Genomic DNA, 18,326 nt, shown 5'->3' on the forward strand with positions numbered 1-18,326 from the left:
TTCTTAGCGATAGATAGCTAGGTTCGTTCGTTTATAGTTAGGCATATTTTCAATGGGTCACCGTACTTTTCTTGAGATTATTTACTTCCAGAGATTTTAAATTCTCGATTGGTTGATTTTTTTATTTATAAGAGCTTCGAAATCCTCGAGAGGTATATTGTATCGTTACCATAAATGGACAAAAAACGTTACATTTAGAGCAAAGATCAGTTCAAAAATTAATGTGTTTAAAGAAGTTTTGTAATGAGGGGAGAAGTATTCAGAAATTTTACTACGTGTGTTGCTTTAATACTGATGTATATGTCCTTCGGTCAAAATAGTCCTGAAACTTTACTTTTTGTCGGTTCGTATACAGATGGGAAGAAAGACGATGGTATTCATGTGTTTTCTTTGGAAGCCGATGGTAGTCTTACCGAACAATACAAACAGTCAGATTTAGTCAATTCATCCTTCTTAACAGTTTCTCCCAATGGAAAGTACCTGTACTCGGTCACTGAATCGAAAATGGAAAAAGATGGGTCCGTTTCCGCATTTAAAATTGATAGCGTTTCAGGCAAGCTGACCTTTCTGAACAAGCAGACGACCAATGGAAGAAATCCAGTTCATCTTAATATCAACGATAATGGCAAGTATATAGTAAGTGGCAACTATTCTGATGCGGTAGTAAATATATACGAATGTGCGACCGATGGCAGTCTCAAGCCTTCAAGCCAAGTTATTGAGTTTTCAGGTAGTAGTATTTTGTCACCCAGTCAAGATGTCGCCCATGCGCATTCTACAGGCTTTTCCCCCGATGGTAACTATCTATATGTTATGGATTTGGGTACTGACAAAATTCATGCGTTCAAGTTCAACCAAGAAAACTCCACCAAATTAGAGGCATTTGGCGATGGCACTTACACGGCTACACCAGGTAGTGGGCCACGGCATTTTGCTTTTCATCCCAATGGGAAATATGGCTATTGCATTAATGAGTTAAGCGGAACAGTAACGTCTTTTGCTTACAAACAGGGCATATTAAAACCGATAGCCAATGATTTTTCATATGCCGAAAAACGGGAAAATTATCATGGTGCCGATATTCATGTGTCCCCAGACGGAAGATTTCTGTACGCATCCAATAGAGGAGAAAACACCTTAGCGATTTTTGCTATTGATAAAAGTTCAGGCAGCTTAAAATTGGTAGGGCATGAATCTACTTTTGGTGACCATCCCCGTAGTTTTGTAATCGACCCCTCGGGAAAATTTCTTGTGGTTGCCAATCAGATGTCGGGAAATCTGGTCACTTATAAAAGGAATATGGAAACGGGCAAATTGACCAAACTCCCAAATGAGATTCAGTTAAAGGCACCGGCCAGTTTGAAGATGAGAAAATATACCACACACTAATGTAAAATTGGCTATGGTAAAGGTTGTTTTGGCGTTTTTTTTAGGTCTTGCCACAATAGTAATGGGGCAAAACAACGTTACGGGCAATCAAAGTACATCGGTTCCACCGGATAGTTATATTTCCGATTATGATATTGTTAAACTCACTGCTGGCCCCAAACAACATTGGTTCGGTTACTACGACAAGTTACAGCTAGACCCTACGGGTAGGTATGTGCTGGTCGCCCAAGTCGATACGATACATCGATCGCCTACCGAGAATGACGGTTTGGTCATTGGCATGATAGATTTACATGATAATAATAAATGGATACCTCTTGGGGAAAGCCATGCATGGGGCTGGCAACAAGGGTGTATGCTGCAATGGATTCCTAACTCAAAGGAGGAAATAATATGGAACGATTTGGAGGATGGTAAATTCGTAAGCCATATTTTAAACGTATTTACCAAAGAAAAAAGAACGCTACCCAAAGCTGTTTATACCTTGAGTAATGATGGTTCTTTTGCGCTGGGAACCGAGTTCAACCGTATTCAAAAATTACGACCAGGCTATGGGTATGCGGGTGTTCCGGATCCCTTTGAGAATAATCGACACCCCGATGAAATCGGACTTTACAAGATGGATTTGAAAACGGGCCGTTCAGAACTTTTAATTTCTATCGACGAGATGGCCGGTCAAGAACATCAAGGAGAAAGTTTGAGTGGCTATTGGCACTGGTTCAATCATATTTTAATCAGTCCCGATGACCAGCGTTTTATATTTCTGCATCGCTGGCGGAAGGAAAAGGAAAATGGGACGAATAAAGCTACTTCTGGTTTTATAACCCGAATGATTACCGCTGATCTTGATGGAGGCAACCGTTATATTTTAGATCCTTCGGGGTACACATCCCATTTTATATGGAAAAACCCGAACGAAGTCTGTATGTGGACAAAGCCCCTTGGCAAAGATTCCGGCTTTTATAGTTTTACCGATAGAACCGATAGTATTGTCCCTGTTGGGGCGGGAATCATGACTGCCAACGGTCATAACACCTATGTCAATGGTACATCGGGCGAATGGATCCTTAATGATACCTATCCACAAGGAGAAGATCGTTTACAAGAGTTATACCTCTATCATGTACCGACCAAAAAGAAGGTGTCGTTAGGTAAATTTCATGAACCCCTAAAATACAAAAGTGAGGTACGTTGCGATTTGCATCCTAGAAATAGTCGTGATGGTAATTTCGTTTTCTTCGACTCAACACATGGCGGTGATGGCAGACAGCTTTATATGGTAGATATTTCTCAAATTATCAAGTAACCAAAGTATTTGGATTTCTAAATTTTAACGGTATTGTAAGTAGCACTTCCAGAGACTATTTTTGCGCTATCTCTAATCGTTCTTGCCAAGTGCTTTTAAAGTAGGGCGGCCAAATGATTTTGAACTTGTAAAAAGTGCCGAAGAGCGAATAGGGAAGATACTACTCGAGGCGTTCAAGGTTTAAACTCTCGATAATCAAAAGAAAATTTCTATTATGACTATATTTATCGACCGGTACTTTTATATTCGGATTTGATTGTTTTTGAATGCCTAAGGCACAAATTGATTTTCCCAGGAAATAAGAAGACCGACAAAATAATGGATTTCCATCCTATAAAATGATGAATCCCATTGCACACAATTACATATAACCGTTAAACAGAACAAAAAATGAAGATAGGCAAAGCTTCTTTATGGAGTATTCTTGGGGTGATTTCCCTAATATTATTTTTTACCTCATGTGAAGAATCTAAAACTGTAGAAACACCGGACACAGATTCCGTTGATTTTGTTGAGTTGGTATATCCGCAACTGGATACCGAAAATTCAAGATGGTTTTTCTTTTCATCCGCCAGCCGTCCGTTTGGTATGGTGAATCTAAGTCCAGATACAGAGGTCGATGGAGCATGGGGCAGTGGCTATCGCTACAAAGTCGATACTATTCAGGGTTTTAGTCACATTCATGCTTGGCAACTTTCCGGACTTTCTTTATTGCCAGTCACAATATCCGAAGAAAATAAGAACACCATTTTCAGAGATTATAAATCAAAATTCAGCCATGATAAGGAAAAGGTGTCCCCGGGGTACCACGCTGTAGAATTGGACAAATACGGAATAAAAGTTGAGCTTACCAGTACGAAAAGGGTAGGGCTTCATAAATATTCTTTTCCGGGTGATACGCAGGCTGCGATTCTATTTAATTTGAATGGGATGTTGGGGCCATGTGAGAATGAAGAGGGGGCACTTAACAAGGTGGATGATAAAACGCTTTCAGGTGAACTGACAATTGCCAAAACGCACCGAAGACCAAAACCTTCCAAATTGTTTTTCTATGTTCAACTAAATACTAAAATCGAAACACTTGACCGTGACGAGGAAACTGGAAATTACCTTGTCGGAGTTGATGCAAAAGGCAAAGAAGTACTGATGAAAGTAGGTATTTCATATACCTCAATCGAAAATGCCAAAGCCAATGTCGAGGCTGAACTGTCGCATTGGGATTTTGAAAAAGTAGTTTCAAATTCAAAAGAAGAATGGAACAATGTACTTGGTAGAATAAAGGTGAAGGGCGGAACGGAAAAAGCCCAACGCAGATTTTACACCGATTTATGGCATGCGTTACAGGGCCGAAGGGTAATCAGTGATGTAAATGGTGCTTACCCCGATAATACGGGCGATAGCTTTAGAGTGGGGCAGTTGCCACTTGATGACGCTGGAAAGCCAAAGTTCAATCATTATAATTCCGATTCTTTTTGGGGCGCACAATGGACAATAAATACCCTATGGGGATTGGTGTATCCTGAAATCATGGAAGAGTTTGTTCACTCTTTATTACAATATTACAAAGATGGAGGACTTGTTCCCCGTGGCCCATCCGGAGGAAATTATACCTATGTTATGACGGGGTCTTCGTCGACTCCCTTTGTGGTAAGCGCCATCCAGAAAGGCATTGTAACTACTGATTTAGAAAATATTTATCAAGCTTTAAAGAAAAATCACATGCCCGGAGGCATTATGGAAAAGGCCGGTTACGAGCATAAAACAGCACTCGGGGGCGGATTAAAATATTACATTCAAAACGGGTATGTACCTTACCCAATTCCTGAAGGTAGATTTGGTGGCCATCAAGATGGTGCCAGTCTGACAATGGAATATGCCTATCAAGACTGGACGTTGGCCCAGTTAGCCAAAAAGTTGGGGCATCAGGAAGATTATGATTATTTCTTGAAGCGATCGAAAAATTATAAAAATGTCTTTGACGAGGCTTCGGCGTGGATGCGGCCTAAGAATGTCGACGGTGTGTGGCTTGCGGATTATGATCCTTACCAGCATCAGCATGGCTTTATTGAATCTAATGGAGCACAATCTACTTGGTTCGTACCTCAAGATCTTCCGGGTTTGGCCGGAGAGATGGGTGGAAAAGAAAAAGCGGTGGAGAAACTGAACGCCCAGTTCGAGACCGCCGAAAAGCTCGGTTTCACTTCTGGTAATTCACATGCTCAGGAATTGCATCCCGAGTATCGACAAATTCCGATCAACTATGGCAATCAGCCTTCGATGCAGACCGCCTTTGTATTTAATCAATTGGGAAGGCCGGATTTAACGCAATATTGGTCGCGAAAAGTAATAGATAAAGCTTTCAGCGGATTGTCTCCTTCAACGGGTTTCAATGGTGATGAAGATCAAGGACTCATGGGCAGTCTGGCCGTATTGATGAAAATTGGGCTCTTTCAAATGAACGGGGGAACGGAGGAAAATCCGAAATACGAATTCGGAAGTCCTATTTTTGACCAGATAACTATTTCCCTAGCAAATGGAAAAGAATTCATTATCAATGCGCCTGGGACATCTGAGGGCAAGTATTATTTAAAATCCGTAAAATTGAACGGGGCTTCATCCGATAAAAATTATATAAATCATTCCGATATCCTACAAGGGGCTGTATTAGATCTCGAGATGGAAGATAAGCCGGAAAAGAGGTAAGGGTTCAAGAGTGTATTTTGTGAACTTTTGGAAACCAAACCTTTATAAATATTCGATAGAAATACGTCAGCCAAAATAGACGTAAATTTGTTTGACCCATTTGAGGTGGCTTTTCTTTGCGCTTCCGATGTTTCAATTATGGAAATTTTCCCATAAATGTTTTGAAGATTTTACAGTTTTATGGTTTCCCACCCCGTAAATTGATGAAATAGGGTTACCGATTTTCTGAGTTTAGATAAGTGTTACCTATGGTGATGTCTAAGTCCATTTTGAATTTTCTACTTTTAGAGCTACTAAACGCTCTAAATTGTTGTTCCGTATTAAACATATTATTGGTTCGGCCTGTTTGCTATATATGGCAATGGTTCAATCTCAAAACCTGGTTCAAAACCCGAGCTTTGAGGTATTTGAGAACTGCCCTGAACGGCTAGGTAATTTTGATGTAGATGTACGTTTTTGGTCGACTCCTACAGAGGGTTCGACGGACTATTTCAATGTTTGCAGTACGAAAATGGGTGCTCCGGAAAACTTTAATGGCCGTCAACACGTGAATTTTGGTGAAGGTTATGCTGGGTTATACCTATACGCTCCTGATGATTATCGCGAATACTTGCAAGGTGAATTGACCAAACCTTTGGTCAAAGGAAAAAAGTATCAAATATCGTTTTATGTGAGTTTGGCCGAACGGTCAGATTTTGCCATAAAGGAATTCGGGATTCTTTTTTCAGACGAAAAGTTGTACGTTCCTATTAAGAAAGAGCTTTCTAAAAAGCAGTTATACAAAATTAAAGGCAACACCTATAATTATTTGGAAATTGGGTATTCAAATTTTTATTCGGATACAAAAGATTGGGTTTTGGTACATACGCAGTTCGTGGCCAAGGGCACTGAAAAATATTTTGTCCTGGGAAATTTTAAAAACAATAATCGCACGCGGAAGTTTAAAACCAAAAAAGATGCTAAGCAAGGAAGTTATTATTACATTGATATGGTTACGATAAATGCAATTGATACATCGGTGGCGACCACCATTTTAGATTCAGGGTCTTTGGAATTGGATAAAACACATGTTTTTCGAAACATTCTGTTTCCATTCGATACTTTTCAATTGTTGGAATCTGCAAAAGCAGATATTAATAAACTATTTGATTTTTTAGGCAATGATTCATCATTGCAAATTACCATCGACGGACATACCGATAACGTGGGAACTGTAGCTTATAATCAACAGCTTTCTAGTCTTCGTGCCCAGGTCGTGGCCGAATATTTGATAGAACTAGGTGTGGCGCCAAATAAAATAAAGTGGCGCGGATTTGGCGGGTCAATGCCGGTTGCAACAAACAGCACCGAGGAAGGACGGCAGCGAAACCGGCGGGTAACGTTTGTCATTACCCGACAGCCAGTTCAATAATATTTAGTATTCGGAATATTCAGTGGGGTAAAGAAGTAAAATATCGGCTTTACTAACTGTGTTCTTATATTTTTGCAGGGCGGATATCTCCTTCCATTTTGGGGCTGAAAAAAAGGCATCCCAATGTTCGTCCCTGCTTTTTTGATCCGTAAATGTTGTCATATACATCAAATTTGGCATCCGGTCCCCAGATAGGACTTCGGCATAAAAAACGGCATTAAAACCTAAACTGTCGAAGAGGGTAACTTCCCCGCCCGCATTGAACATATCCACTTTTCGCCAATAAAGTGCTTCTGTAGGTGATTCGTAGCTGCGCAATTCATATACCCTATCTTTTCTAGGGCCTTTTACCTCAGATGCTTTCATTGCGGGCATCTCGGTGAAGGCACGCATGAAGGTAGAGGTGAAATGTTCATAGGGCGCATTGTTGTGGGCGGCATTGATGTATTCCGAACCAGCCGATTGGTAGGCTTTATCACTGGCAAGCGTCTTGTCCAACTTCTCAAATTGATCAAAAGAGTTAAAAGGAATCAAAACATAAATTTTATTTGCAGCAACATAGTTGCTAGGTCTTATTTTAAATACCCCAACAGCGCCAATGCCCATTCGCTTAAGTGCAGGTAGATAGGCATTTTTCAAGTAAGTGTCGGTTGCTTCTTCTTGTTTTTCATTGGCTAGAGTATATGTTTTAAGCTGGTAATATTCTCTTTTTTGTTCTTGAGACCATAGGCTCGAAGTTGTGATAAGAGTAAAAAGTAGAACAAAAAGGGGTGTTCGGACAATCGTTTTCATACGTATTTAGATTTTCGTGCGATATCAAAATTAGTGAAGTCAAGGCATATATCCTATGCGTAATTAGCCTAGTGCCGGTAGTTTGTATCTATCACAAGGCAGAAATGCCAAATTTGAATTTTTATTGGACCATTTTCTCATGGAAAAGCCCCAATTGCCAAAGACAACTTCGGTCTAAACCTTTACCTTTGCCGCTTTCTTTAAATTTATGGTTAGTTCCAATCGTTTTTCAATTGTAAACCCTAGTAAAAGTCCGATTTTCTATGGTTATGTCGTGCTCCTAATTGGAACCATCGGTATTTGGGCCAGCATTCCAGGACAGACTATTGGTGTATCGGTTTTTACCGACCCTGTAAAAGATGCTTTGGGGCTTTCTCGAAATCAGTTCAGCAATGCGTACATGATAGGGACTATCGTAAGTTCCTTGATTATCGGAAGGGCAGGTATTTGGTTTGATCGTTATGGAGCGCGCTATGTTGCTTTTTTTGCAGCAATAGTGTTGGCACTTGCTGTATTATTTTGCTCATGGTCGGTACAAATAAGTAATTTCTTCAAGCAGTTGCTGAACCAAGATACCTGGATGGTTCCCTTTGTTATAATGACCTTTTTATTCTTTATGCTCCGTTTTGCCGGTCAAGGGGTGTTGACCATGGCATCGAGGAATATGATCATGATATGGTTCGATAAGAATAGAGGAAAAGTGAATGCCTTTAGTAGCGTGGCACTTTCCTTTGGATTTTCTTCTTCGCCTTTGTGGATAAATGTGTTGATTGAGAGTAATGGTTGGCAAGGAGCTTGGCAAATTTTGGCGGTAGGGTTGCTTATTTTTGCATTTTTTGTGCTTCAATTGTATAAAAACAGGCCAGAAGAACATGGTTTGGTGCCTGATGGTGTAAAGACCTCAAAAGTACAAGATGCCGATCCTGTTACCGAAACCCTTCAATATACCCTGCCGCAGGCCAAAGCCACTAGGGCATTTTGGATGTATGGGCTTATTTTGGCTTTTAATAGCTTCTTTATTACAGGACTTGCATTTCATGTGGTTTCCATTTTTGGCAGCGAGGGCTTTTCTAAAGATGATGCGATTTCCATTTTTTTGCCGGGATCCGTCGTCGCAGTCACCGTATCTACCGTATTTAATTTTTTAAGTGATTACCTGCACTTAAAACTGTACTTGTATCTCATGATTTTTGGAGGATTACTTGCCTCGGTCGGTTTATTATTTCTTCCATCGGTAATCGGAATACCATTTTTGGTAGGAGGTTTTGGACTAATGGGTGGTTTTTTTGCGGTACTCAACGCTATGGTCTGGCCTCGCTTTTTCGGACGCACCCATTTGGGTGCAATTACGGGCAAAATCATGTCATTTTTAATACTGGCAAGTGCCTTGGCCCCACCGTTATTTAGTCTTTGCTTCTCTACTTTTGACTCATACCGCCCCCTAGGATATTTGGGACTAGCTTTTTTGGTGTTCTTGGGTATTGCCTCAATAAAAGCCAATAATCCGCAATAATTTAATAATTAGTTTTTTTGATTGGTTTCAAAGCGAATTTTTGACCGATTTCATAATTTTGCTATTCAACTCAAAACGCAGCCTTAAAAACCACCTCGGTATTCTGGTTTTGAAAGTATTTTGTTACAAAAAACCGAGTAACTTGCATTAAAATAAAATAAATTATGGATTTAAATATAGCGGTATTAATTGATGGCGATAATATTCCGTCGGCGTATGTCAAGGAGATGATGGAGGAAATCGCCAAATATGGTAATCCTACCATTAAACGGATATATGGAGATTGGACAAATCCCCGATTGGGCAAATGGAAAAATGTGCTTTTAGAGAACGCCATTACACCTATTCAGCAGTATGGCTATACGGTTGGTAAAAATGCTACGGATTCGGCAATGATTATTGATGCTATGGATATTCTCTATTCAGGTAAGGTCAATGGCTTCTGCCTCGTAAGTAGCGATAGTGATTTTACGCGCTTGGCAACACGTTTACGGGAAGCAGGTATGCAGGTATTTGGCATTGGCGAAAAGAAAACACCCAATCCGTTTATTGTGGCCTGTGATAAATTCATTTATATCGAAATATTAAAAGATCAGTCTGAAGAAGATGCTACAGAAACAACGCCCCAAAAATCAGCATCAAAAAGCAATGTAGATAAGATTACCGCAAAAGAAATTAAGTTGATTGCTAGTACGATAGAAGATGTAGCCGAAGATGATGGCTGGGCTTTTTTAGGTGATGTTGGCAGTTTATTGCAAAAGAAACAACCCAATTTCGATTCTCGTAATTATGGTTTTCAGAAGTTGACACCCCTAATTGGGGCTATAACTAATTTTGAAGTGGAGCGTCGCGAAGATTCTCGGGGACGGAATAAGCTTATTTATGTTAAAATAAAGGAGAAAAAACACGCGCGTTCAAATAAATAGGTGGTTAAACGGTTCTAGCATGATTTTTGAATAGCAAGTACAAATCGTTATATTTAGAGATAAATATGAACCTCAAACAAATTAAAATATGAAAAATACCGTGATGAAATCTGTAGGACTTATAGCCATGGCGACAATTTTGCTAAATATTCCTGTACAGGCCAATACCCCTAACCCTATGGGTGAAATGTCTTCGGATGTTGTTACTGTTTTAAAAGATAATCTTTCAGGTGGCTGGGCCTATTCTGTTGCGGAGGCTCCAGAGGGCTATGAAAAAGGATTTTTGCTGATTTTTAAAGAAGGTGACAGTTACAAGGTTCAGGTGCAGGTGGGTAACATGACTATGCTTGGTGAAAATGTCTCGGTAAAAAAGAATACAATCAGTTTTGAGGTTCAGGTGGAAGGTGAAAACGTTTCGGTAGTGCTTACGGCTGATGGTAGTAAGATTTCCGGTACTAGTACTTCATCTGCGGGTGTTCTAAAAATTAATGGCACAAAAAGCCTATCTGCTGGGTAATAAACCTCGAGTTTTAGTCGTTTCCAAAGTAGTTCGTGTTTGCACTTTATTAAATGCGATAGCGATATCCGTAAATTATAACCTATGAAACAAAAATTTTCAAATTCTGCGATAAACTTCCTATGTACCATTTTATTGTTGGTTTCCTCGGGCATGGTATCTCTACAGGCCAAAGCACTTAATGGAACAACGGGTAGCAAATTGGAAGCTACTATTGTCGATGATAGCGATGCTATTGTAGGGCGCTGGCTTTATACTGTTGCAGACGTGGCTTATGAATACAGTCATGGCGCACTTTACATTTCTGAAGATAATGGTGTATATCAAGTAGAGGTTCATGTTAATAATGGAACGCTGCGCGGTCAGGATATTGAAGTAGCGCAAAATAAAATAACATTCAGCTTGGAAATTGAGGGCAGCAATGTAGTGGTAACACTAAGGGCTAAAGAAGATAAGCTTTCGGGTGAAAGTTCTTCTGCTGACGGTATTTTTAAGATAAAGGGTAAAAGAAAAGCACAGCCTCAATAAAATCTTAATTTACATTTTGATCATATAAAGCACCTTACGGAACATAGTCTAGGTGCTTTTTTCATTTCCATACGCCCGCTCGGCACAAAATAAAAGTGGCCGTCTAAAAGTTTTAAACGGCCACTCTCAATCTGATGTACTACTACTTATATAGTGTTCTTTTTTTTGTTGGATTTAAAATGTGATGGGCAGTGAAGCTCTCGCTTTATCCCAGCCCATTAACATCGTAGCTCCGCCATTGGCTTCGTCAAATGCAATTGAAAATGCATCCAATGATTCACCGTTCGTGCTTACGCTGCCATTAACACGTACAACATCAGCGGCTTTGTCATATGAATAGGCTCCCCATTGATTCAAGTTACTGTTCAAGATAAAGGTCCATTCTTTTTCCCCAGGTATAGTGAAAAGAGCATAAGTGCCTGCTTTTACAGGTTTTCCTCCAAAATTAACATCTTTATAGAATGTGATTTCGGGGGCTTCATTGGCTCCGGTTCTCCAAACCTTTCCATTAGGTGCAAGTTGAGAAAGGGAACGACCCTTTAGCTGAGGTCGGCTATAAGTCACTCGAACTACTTTTACAGGTTCTTTGTAGCTAGAGGGATAGGTAGCCATGTCCATGGGACTTTTATCAAGGCCGTCGAACTTTTGAGCATTCGTCTCGGTAAAACATACCATGGTGATAATCAGAGTGGTAAGAGTAAGTAAATTTTTCATAATTTTTATTTTTGATTTTGCTAAAACTAAGTAGTATTCCATATACTATTTACTAAAAAGTCGTTAAATTTTACCCAGCTTACATACTGCGATAATTTTATCGATTGTTTGTATTTTTACTTATACTATTTTAATTAAAATAGTATTTTAAGTTTCAATATGATGCTAAAATAGTGTTTTGTGTTTTTAAATTGAAACATTAGTGTCATCTTTGTCTTTTATTTGAAACTAAAAATCAGGTTATGTGTGGAATTGTATGTGCATTTGATGTAAAGGAAAGTACCGAAGTTTTAAGACCTCAGTTACTCGAAATGTCGAAAAAAGTAAGGCATAGAGGTCCAGATTGGAGTGGGATTTATGCAGATGATAAAGCTATCCTTGCTCATGAAAGGTTGTCAATTGTCGATCCTGCGTCAGGAAAGCAACCGTTGTTCAGTCCTGATAATAAACTGGTGCTTGCTGCCAATGGGGAAATATATAACCACAGGGAGTTACGAAAGCAGTTTGAAGGAAAATATGATTTTCGTACGGAATCCGATTGTGAGGTCATTTTGGCATTGTACCAAGAAAAAGGGGTTGATTTTATTGATGAGATGAACGGTATTTTTGGTTTTGCCATTTACGACTCTGAGAAAGATGAATATTTTATAGCTCGCGATCATATGGGAATTATTCCTTTATACATGGGGTGGGATCAGAACGGCACTTTTTATGTAGCCTCGGAGCTTAAAGCTTTGGAAGGTACTTGCACGAAAATTGAACTTTTTCCTCCAGGCCATTACCTGCACAGTAAAGATGGTGAACTAAAAAAGTGGTATTCCCGTGATTGGATGGAGTACGATGCGGTGAAAGACAACGCAACCAGTATTCAAGAGATAAAAGAAGCTTTGGAAGCTGCCGTGCACAGACAATTGATGTCAGATGTGCCTTATGGGGTATTGCTTTCTGGTGGTCTTGATTCGTCGGTGACTTCCGCTATTGCGAAAAAATATGCACAAAAACGTATCGAGTCAGATGATACGACTGATGCTTGGTGGCCACAATTACACTCTTTCTCTGTAGGGTTGGAAGGGTCTCCCGATTTAGCGGCCGCTCAAAAAGTCGCCAAACATATTGGTACGGTACATCATGAAATCAAATTTACGATACAAGAAGGTTTAGATGCGATTAAAGATGTCATCTATAACTTAGAAACTTACGATATTACCACTATCAGGGCTTCGACTCCTATGTATTTAATGGCGCGGGTCATCAAATCAATGGGAATAAAGATGGTGCTTTCAGGGGAAGGTGCCGATGAACTTTTTGGTGGATACCTTTATTTTCACAAAGCACCGAACGACAAAGAATTTCATGAAGAAACCGTGCGCAAGTTGAGCAAATTGCATATGTACGATTGTCTTCGCGCCAACAAATCATTGGCGGCTTGGGGAATTGAAGGTCGGGTACCGTTTTTGGATAAAGAGTTTATGGATGTGGCTATGCGCATCAATCCGAAAGACAAGATGATCAATGGTGAGCGTATGGAAAAATGGGTTGTTCGTAAGGCTTTTGAAGATATGCTTCCCGAAAGTGTGGCGTGGAGACAAAAGGAACAATTCTCCGATGGGGTAGGATACAGCTGGATCGACACTTTGAAAGAATTGGTTAATGAAGAAGTGTCAGATGAGCAATTGGCCAATGCCAAATTCAGATTCCCTATTCAAACTCCCCAGAATAAAGAAGAGTTTTATTACCGTACGATTTTTGAATCGCATTTTCCTTCGGATGCCGCGGCACTTTGTGTTCCTCAAGAACCATCAGTGGCCTGTAGTACCAAAATTGCCTTGGAGTGGGATGAAGCATTCAAGAACATGAACGACCCATCGGGTAGGGCAGTGGCCAAAGTTCATGAAGATGCATATTCAAAGTAAAAGGAACCAAGATTCAGAGTTAAAAAAAATCCCGCAGTATGCGGGATTTTTTTCCTAGGGATGATGCCCTTCAATAACACCATCTAATTTATCTTGAACAAGTAACCATTACTCACGAGTTACTTTCTGAATTCTATGTTTTGTTTGATCTGCTACATATAAATCTCCTAAAGCATCAATCGTAATTCCATATGGAGAATTAAAATCTGTAGTAGTTCCGTCTCCGGCTATAGTAGTTATATTACCATCGTGTGATATTTTTCGAACACTATTATTATTTCTATCAATGACATAAAGATTACCTTGTTTATCTACTACAATGCCCGAAGGTCCATTGAATTGCGCAGCTGTACCTTGACCATCTGCAAAACCTTCGGAGCTTCCTGCAATGGTAGTTACATCAGCATTAGGCGTTATTTTACGTATTAAATGATTGCCACCATCTGTTACATACAAATTATTGGCTGAATCAACTGCAATTCCCCGTGGAAAGGTAAATCTGGCATTGGTGCCATTACCATCATTCATTCCATTCTGACCACCTGCAAAAAGACTTACCTCTCCGCTAGGGGTTATTTTACGTATACTATGATTATCGGTCTCAACGACAAACACATTGCCTTGACCATCTATAGCCATACCAGAGATTTGCTTAAATGTTGCACTCAAAGCAGGTCCGTTATTAGACCCATTTAGACCTGTACCAGCAAAAGTGGTTACCACACCAGCTGTCGTTACTTTTTTTATTTTATGATTGCCATTATCAGACACCAACATATCACCTGATTCGGTAAACACAATGGAGTTGACTCCAGTAAATCTCGCTTCTGATCCTGTGCCATTAACATCTCCAGATTCCGCAGCTTTACCGGCTAAAGTTGAAACCTCTCCATCTGGTGTGATTTTTCTTAATATATAATTATCCCTATCGGCTACATATATATTTCCGAGATCATCTATGGCAATCCCTATCGGTGATCGAAATTGAGCAGCGGTGCCAATACCATCATCAAATCCGATGCTACCGCTTCCGGCAAAAGTAGAAACTTCAATTTCTGATACGATATAATTAAAAACGGGCCCAACATATTCATCATCCTTAATAATCACTTTTACAGTACCTGAAAAGGCTTTAGCGGGCACTATAACTTTTATTTGGTCATCAAGTACACTTGTTATTTGAGCTTCTTTATCATTAATAAAAACAGTGATGGGACCCATACCAGCTATCGTTCTAAAGGAACTTCCGTTTATGGTAACTTCAGTTCCCTTAATACCACTTTCAGGCACAATACCAGTAATGGCGGCTTCTAGAACAAATTCGTTTCCAATAAGCTCGGTACCATCAACTATTATTGATATTATTCCCGAGACTGATTCATTGGGAATATCTACTTTTATTTCGGTGTCGCTTATAGATTTTATCGCAAGCTCAAGTTCTTCATCCAAAAACACCTGAACTTTAGTGGCATCGATTCCAAATGTGCTTCCAGTAATGGTTACCTCAGTTCCAACTGGTCCGCTTTCGGGAGTGAAACCTACTAAAGTGGGTGCCAAAAACGTAAACTCTGGGCCTGTAACAGAAGTGCCATTCACTATTACTTTTACCGCTCCTGTACTTCCATTTTCTGGGACTATTGTTTTAATTTGAGTATTGGTTACTGACTGTATGACGGCTTCCGTAGTATTAAAAAGTACCTTCACCTTTGTTTTATCCGTTCCAAAATTAGTACCGTTAATGGTGACCTCTGTATCCTTGATTCCCTGATCGGGACTAATAGAACTAAGTGTGGCCTTTTGAATGGGCTGTGTTTTTGGTTCCTCTTCATCTTTGGAACATGCAAAGAATAGAAAAGCAGTTAAAACGGATAAAAGGATAATTTTAGAGATTGTTTTCATCAGATTTTTATTTATTAATTAACAGCTGTAAGTTGCTGTTAATACCCGAGGAGTACATCAGGTAAAATCTGTGTTTTTAAAAGTCAGGGTAAACCCTAGTATGGGGTTGGTCAATTAGCTGGGAAAATTTTGATGCTAGCCAAGCAATCCTTTTTCAAGAGCTACCCTGATTAGCCCGGCGGTATTTCGGACACCTAATTTTTGAATGAGGTTATTGCGATGGCTTTCTACGGTTTTGGTACTAATAAAAAGCAGTTCTGCAATTTCTTGATTGGTGTGTTCTTTTGAAACCAGATGAAGTACTTCGGTTTCTCTTCGTGTAAGTTTGGGTATAAAGGTTATTTGAGAAGGGTTTCCAATGCTTTCATTCAACAATATATCCTGAATATTTCTTGGAAGGTAAGTTCCTCCTTTATGTACTGTGGTGATGGCCAGTATTAACTCTTGCCTATCCGTGTTTTTAAGTAAATATCCTTTCGCGCCATTTCTAAGCATATTTTTAATGAATCCTGTTTCACTATAGTTTGATAATCCTATTATTAGTAATTGAGGATGTTTTTTAATGAGTTCTCTACATAATTCAATACCATTACTATCTGGTAAATTAATATCTAACAATAGCACGTTCGGAAGGTTGTTATCAATTTCCGCCAAGAGTTGTTTCCCCAGATTATAGGTTGCGGTAATAATGATCATATCAGAATCTTCCAACATTGTTTCTATGCCTCTTAGCACCATGGTGTGATCATCACATATCGCTACTTTAATCATTTTTTATTCTTTTTTAAATCTATTTCGATACAAAATGTGGTACCCTTAGCACTGGAATTAATATCTAGATTCGCTTTTAAAAAATCAACACGTGATTTTATATTTTGTAAACCTATTCCATTTTCAGTAGATTTCGTATCAAATCCTTGACCATTATCTTCTACGGTAATAATGAGTTTGTCATCATGATTGTTTAATTGCACTAGGGCTTCAGTAGCATTGGCATGCTTCATAATATTATTGATAAGTTCTTGAATGATTCGATAAATAGCCGTTTCATTTTCTTTTTTCAAAACCAATCTATTTCCAAAATATTGAAAACTGATATTTATAGGATTGGAAGCATTTTGTTTTGAACAGAATTGTTGAATAGCCTCTATCAGATCAAAATTATGTAAGGAAGGAGGTGCAAGGTTATGCGAAATTCTTCGCACTTGTTCTACGGCATTGTCTAACATACTTATGGCATCATCATAAAATATCTTTTCTTTTTTTGAAAATTTGTCGGGTTCGATTGAGCTTATCTTATACTTAATAACTGCGAGATCGCCATTAATACCATCATGAAGGTCTTGTGCCAGTCTATTGCGTTCTTTTTCTTCACCATCTATCAATGCTTCTAATTTTACAACTTCTTGTTGGCTTTGAAGTGCCAATATTTCATTGTTCTTTATTTTTTGTCGTTGTCTATAAAATAACCAAAGCCCTAAACAACCTAGCAATATAAAACCACCTCCACCTAAGGCAAGGTTATATTGATTTTTCTTCTTAAGGATGTCATTTTCTTTTTCTTGTAATTGAAGCTTTTGTGAGGCTATCTCGTTGTCTTTTTTTTCGGTTTCGTATTGTTTTTCGAAAAGGCTGATCTGTTTTAAATATGCTTCATTGAGCAAAGAATCCTTGAAATTCATGTGAAGGTTCAAATATTTGTAGGCTCTTTGGTAATTCTTTTGGTCATTATCTATTTTTGCTAGCGTATAATAGGCTTTCTCTTGAATTTCCTTGATCTTATTTTTTTGCCCCATCTCCAAAGCTTCTTTCAAATAGGAATTTGCTTTTGAATACTCTTTGATCATGGCATGGGCTTCTCCGAGATGCGTTAACAGTAGACTCCTGTAATAGGGGTCATTAATCTTTTCATTAGTTTTTAAAGCTCGGTTCAAAAAAAGGATAGCCTTTTGATAAGAACCTGACAACAGATAATATTCCCCGAAATTACGCTGAACAAAAAAGTCAAGTTTTGGGTTGTCAACATACTTGGATAAACTGTCGGCTTTTGTAAAATATTCTAAGGCTTTAGGGAGGTTATCCATTTTGGATTGTGATAAACCCATATCCCCATAAATCATTCCCATAAGTTCCAGGTTCGCTTTCGGTACGATCAGCAAAGCTTTCTCAAGATAGCTCATTTCTTTCTGGTGCTGTTTTACCGAACTGAATAGTGCCGCCAGATTCTCGTAGGTTACAGCCATACTTGCACTGTCTTTTATGACCTCAAAAACTTTGATTCCTTTGAGATAATAGTCGGCTACTCTATCATAGTCGCCTAGAAATTGATATACATTACCGATATTGATATAGGTAGCCGCTGTTCCTTTCGGGTATTTCGCCTTATCGCTGAAAGCTAGGGACTTTCTATAGTAATGTAGCGCTGAATCATAATTAACCATGTTTGAATGCACAATACCACTATAATGTAAAGATCTAAAAGCTCCTAGGTCATATGCACTTTCTTCACTTAAATTATATGCCTTTCCATAAATTTCCAACGCCTTTGTTGGATCTGTGTCTTCATAGCCATATGCCTCATCCAACAAGGCTTTTACTTCAATGCTATCCCCTTGTGCTACTGCAATTAGAGGCAATACCGTTAAAAGGAATATGAATTGAAGCCTCATTATACCGTTTTTATAATTTAAGTAATACTATACTGAGATAAAGAAA

Annotated in this window: 14 protein-coding genes; 9 read left to right on the plus strand and 5 right to left on the minus strand. The window is 39.0% G+C overall.

Translation table 11 applies throughout. From position 1 onward, the window contains the following. Positions 1-300 precede the first annotated feature (300 nt). From BLS33_RS13725 to BLS33_RS13740, 4 genes are all read left to right on the plus strand, one after another. Positions 301-1,389: a lactonase family protein gene (locus BLS33_RS13725; RefSeq protein WP_176801389.1), complete on the plus strand. Its 1,089-nt coding sequence runs from the start codon at positions 301-303 to the stop codon at positions 1,387-1,389. Positions 1,390-1,402: 13 nt separating this feature from the next. Beyond that, a complete protein-coding gene (locus BLS33_RS13730; protein ID WP_089890178.1) occupies positions 1,403-2,695 on the plus strand; it encodes a hypothetical protein in 1,293 nt (430 codons plus the stop codon). 390 nt (positions 2,696-3,085) lie between these two features. Continuing rightward, positions 3,086-5,398 (plus strand): GH92 family glycosyl hydrolase, encoded by a 2,313-nt coding sequence (locus tag BLS33_RS13735; RefSeq protein WP_089890182.1) that lies wholly within the window; start codon positions 3,086-3,088, stop codon positions 5,396-5,398. Positions 5,399-5,708: 310 nt separating this feature from the next. Then, a complete protein-coding gene (locus tag BLS33_RS13740; protein ID WP_245731450.1) occupies positions 5,709-6,809 on the plus strand; it encodes an OmpA family protein in 1,101 nt (366 codons plus the stop codon). Between the two features lie 3 nt (positions 6,810-6,812). On the opposite strand, the gene BLS33_RS13745 is transcribed toward BLS33_RS13740, so the two are convergent. Beyond that, positions 6,813-7,601, minus strand: a complete 789-nt coding sequence (locus BLS33_RS13745; RefSeq protein ID WP_089890185.1) for an NIPSNAP family protein — start codon at positions 7,599-7,601, stop codon at positions 6,813-6,815. Positions 7,602-7,809: 208 nt separating this feature from the next. On the opposite strand from BLS33_RS13745, the gene BLS33_RS13750 reads away from it, so the two are divergent. The 4 genes from BLS33_RS13750 to BLS33_RS13765 all read left to right on the plus strand — a co-directional run bounded on the left by BLS33_RS13750 (position 7,810) and on the right by BLS33_RS13765 (position 11,085). After that, positions 7,810-9,114: an MFS transporter gene (locus tag BLS33_RS13750; RefSeq protein WP_089890188.1), complete on the plus strand. Its 1,305-nt coding sequence runs from the start codon at positions 7,810-7,812 to the stop codon at positions 9,112-9,114. A gap of 164 nt (positions 9,115-9,278) precedes the next feature. Further along, positions 9,279-10,040, plus strand: coding sequence for an NYN domain-containing protein (locus tag BLS33_RS13755; protein ID WP_089890192.1), 762 nt, complete (start codon positions 9,279-9,281; stop codon positions 10,038-10,040). A gap of 88 nt (positions 10,041-10,128) precedes the next feature. After that, positions 10,129-10,557 (plus strand): hypothetical protein, encoded by a 429-nt coding sequence (locus BLS33_RS13760; protein ID WP_089890196.1) that lies wholly within the window; start codon positions 10,129-10,131, stop codon positions 10,555-10,557. 84 nt (positions 10,558-10,641) lie between these two features. Beyond that, on the plus strand, positions 10,642-11,085 hold the full coding sequence (locus BLS33_RS13765; protein ID WP_089890200.1) for a hypothetical protein: 444 nt from the start codon (positions 10,642-10,644) through the stop codon (positions 11,083-11,085). A gap of 174 nt (positions 11,086-11,259) precedes the next feature. Here the strand turns inward: BLS33_RS13765 and BLS33_RS13770 are convergent, their stop codons facing one another. Beyond that, the gene (locus BLS33_RS13770) at positions 11,260-11,799 is read right to left on the minus strand and encodes a DUF2911 domain-containing protein (RefSeq protein WP_089890478.1); all 540 of its coding nucleotides are present in this window, start codon (positions 11,797-11,799) and stop codon (positions 11,260-11,262) included. A 242-nt stretch (positions 11,800-12,041) separates the two neighbouring features. On the opposite strand from BLS33_RS13770, the gene asnB reads away from it, so the two are divergent. Beyond that, positions 12,042-13,712, plus strand: a complete 1,671-nt coding sequence (gene asnB, locus BLS33_RS13775; protein ID WP_089890204.1) for an asparagine synthase B — start codon at positions 12,042-12,044, stop codon at positions 13,710-13,712. Between the two features lie 108 nt (positions 13,713-13,820). Here asnB and BLS33_RS13780 read toward each other — a convergent pair whose 3' ends face one another. The 3 genes from BLS33_RS13780 to BLS33_RS13790 all read right to left on the minus strand — a co-directional run bounded on the left by BLS33_RS13780 (position 13,821) and on the right by BLS33_RS13790 (position 18,280). Beyond that, on the minus strand, positions 13,821-15,611 hold the full coding sequence (locus tag BLS33_RS13780; protein WP_089890207.1) for an IPT/TIG domain-containing protein: 1,791 nt from the start codon (positions 15,609-15,611) through the stop codon (positions 13,821-13,823). Between the two features lie 135 nt (positions 15,612-15,746). Beyond that, on the minus strand, positions 15,747-16,382 hold the full coding sequence (locus BLS33_RS13785; RefSeq protein WP_089890210.1) for a response regulator: 636 nt from the start codon (positions 16,380-16,382) through the stop codon (positions 15,747-15,749). Beyond that, positions 16,379-18,280 (minus strand): tetratricopeptide repeat-containing sensor histidine kinase, encoded by a 1,902-nt coding sequence (locus tag BLS33_RS13790; RefSeq protein ID WP_089890213.1) that lies wholly within the window; start codon positions 18,278-18,280, stop codon positions 16,379-16,381. Before BLS33_RS13790 ends, BLS33_RS13785 begins: the two co-directional genes overlap by 4 nt. Between the last annotated feature and the right edge of the window lie 46 nt (positions 18,281-18,326).

Source organism: Kriegella aquimaris, assembly GCF_900103215.1.
Classification (GTDB): Bacteria; Bacteroidota; Bacteroidia; order Flavobacteriales; family Flavobacteriaceae; genus Kriegella; species Kriegella aquimaris.

What these genes read in the sequence shown, in the direction of transcription:
- BLS33_RS13770 (WP_089890478.1), bottom strand. Translation starts at nt 11,799, where the DNA reads ATGAAAAATTTACTTACTCTTACCACTCTGATTATCACCATGGTATGT.
- BLS33_RS13790 (WP_089890213.1), bottom strand. Translation starts at nt 18,280, where the DNA reads ATGAGGCTTCAATTCATATTCCTTTTAACGGTATTGCCTCTAATTGCA.
- BLS33_RS13750 (WP_089890188.1), top strand. Translation starts at nt 7,810, where the DNA reads ATGGTTAGTTCCAATCGTTTTTCAATTGTAAACCCTAGTAAAAGTCCG.
- BLS33_RS13755 (WP_089890192.1), top strand. Translation starts at nt 9,279, where the DNA reads ATGGATTTAAATATAGCGGTATTAATTGATGGCGATAATATTCCGTCG.
- BLS33_RS13735 (WP_089890182.1), top strand. Translation starts at nt 3,086, where the DNA reads ATGAAGATAGGCAAAGCTTCTTTATGGAGTATTCTTGGGGTGATTTCC.
- BLS33_RS13725 (WP_176801389.1), top strand. Translation starts at nt 301, where the DNA reads ATGTCCTTCGGTCAAAATAGTCCTGAAACTTTACTTTTTGTCGGTTCG.
- BLS33_RS13765 (WP_089890200.1), top strand. Translation starts at nt 10,642, where the DNA reads ATGAAACAAAAATTTTCAAATTCTGCGATAAACTTCCTATGTACCATT.
- BLS33_RS13780 (WP_089890207.1), bottom strand. Translation starts at nt 15,611, where the DNA reads ATGAAAACAATCTCTAAAATTATCCTTTTATCCGTTTTAACTGCTTTT.
- BLS33_RS13760 (WP_089890196.1), top strand. Translation starts at nt 10,129, where the DNA reads ATGAAAAATACCGTGATGAAATCTGTAGGACTTATAGCCATGGCGACA.
- BLS33_RS13730 (WP_089890178.1), top strand. Translation starts at nt 1,403, where the DNA reads ATGGTAAAGGTTGTTTTGGCGTTTTTTTTAGGTCTTGCCACAATAGTA.
- asnB (WP_089890204.1), top strand. Translation starts at nt 12,042, where the DNA reads ATGTGTGGAATTGTATGTGCATTTGATGTAAAGGAAAGTACCGAAGTT.
- BLS33_RS13785 (WP_089890210.1), bottom strand. Translation starts at nt 16,382, where the DNA reads ATGATTAAAGTAGCGATATGTGATGATCACACCATGGTGCTAAGAGGC.
- BLS33_RS13745 (WP_089890185.1), bottom strand. Translation starts at nt 7,601, where the DNA reads ATGAAAACGATTGTCCGAACACCCCTTTTTGTTCTACTTTTTACTCTT.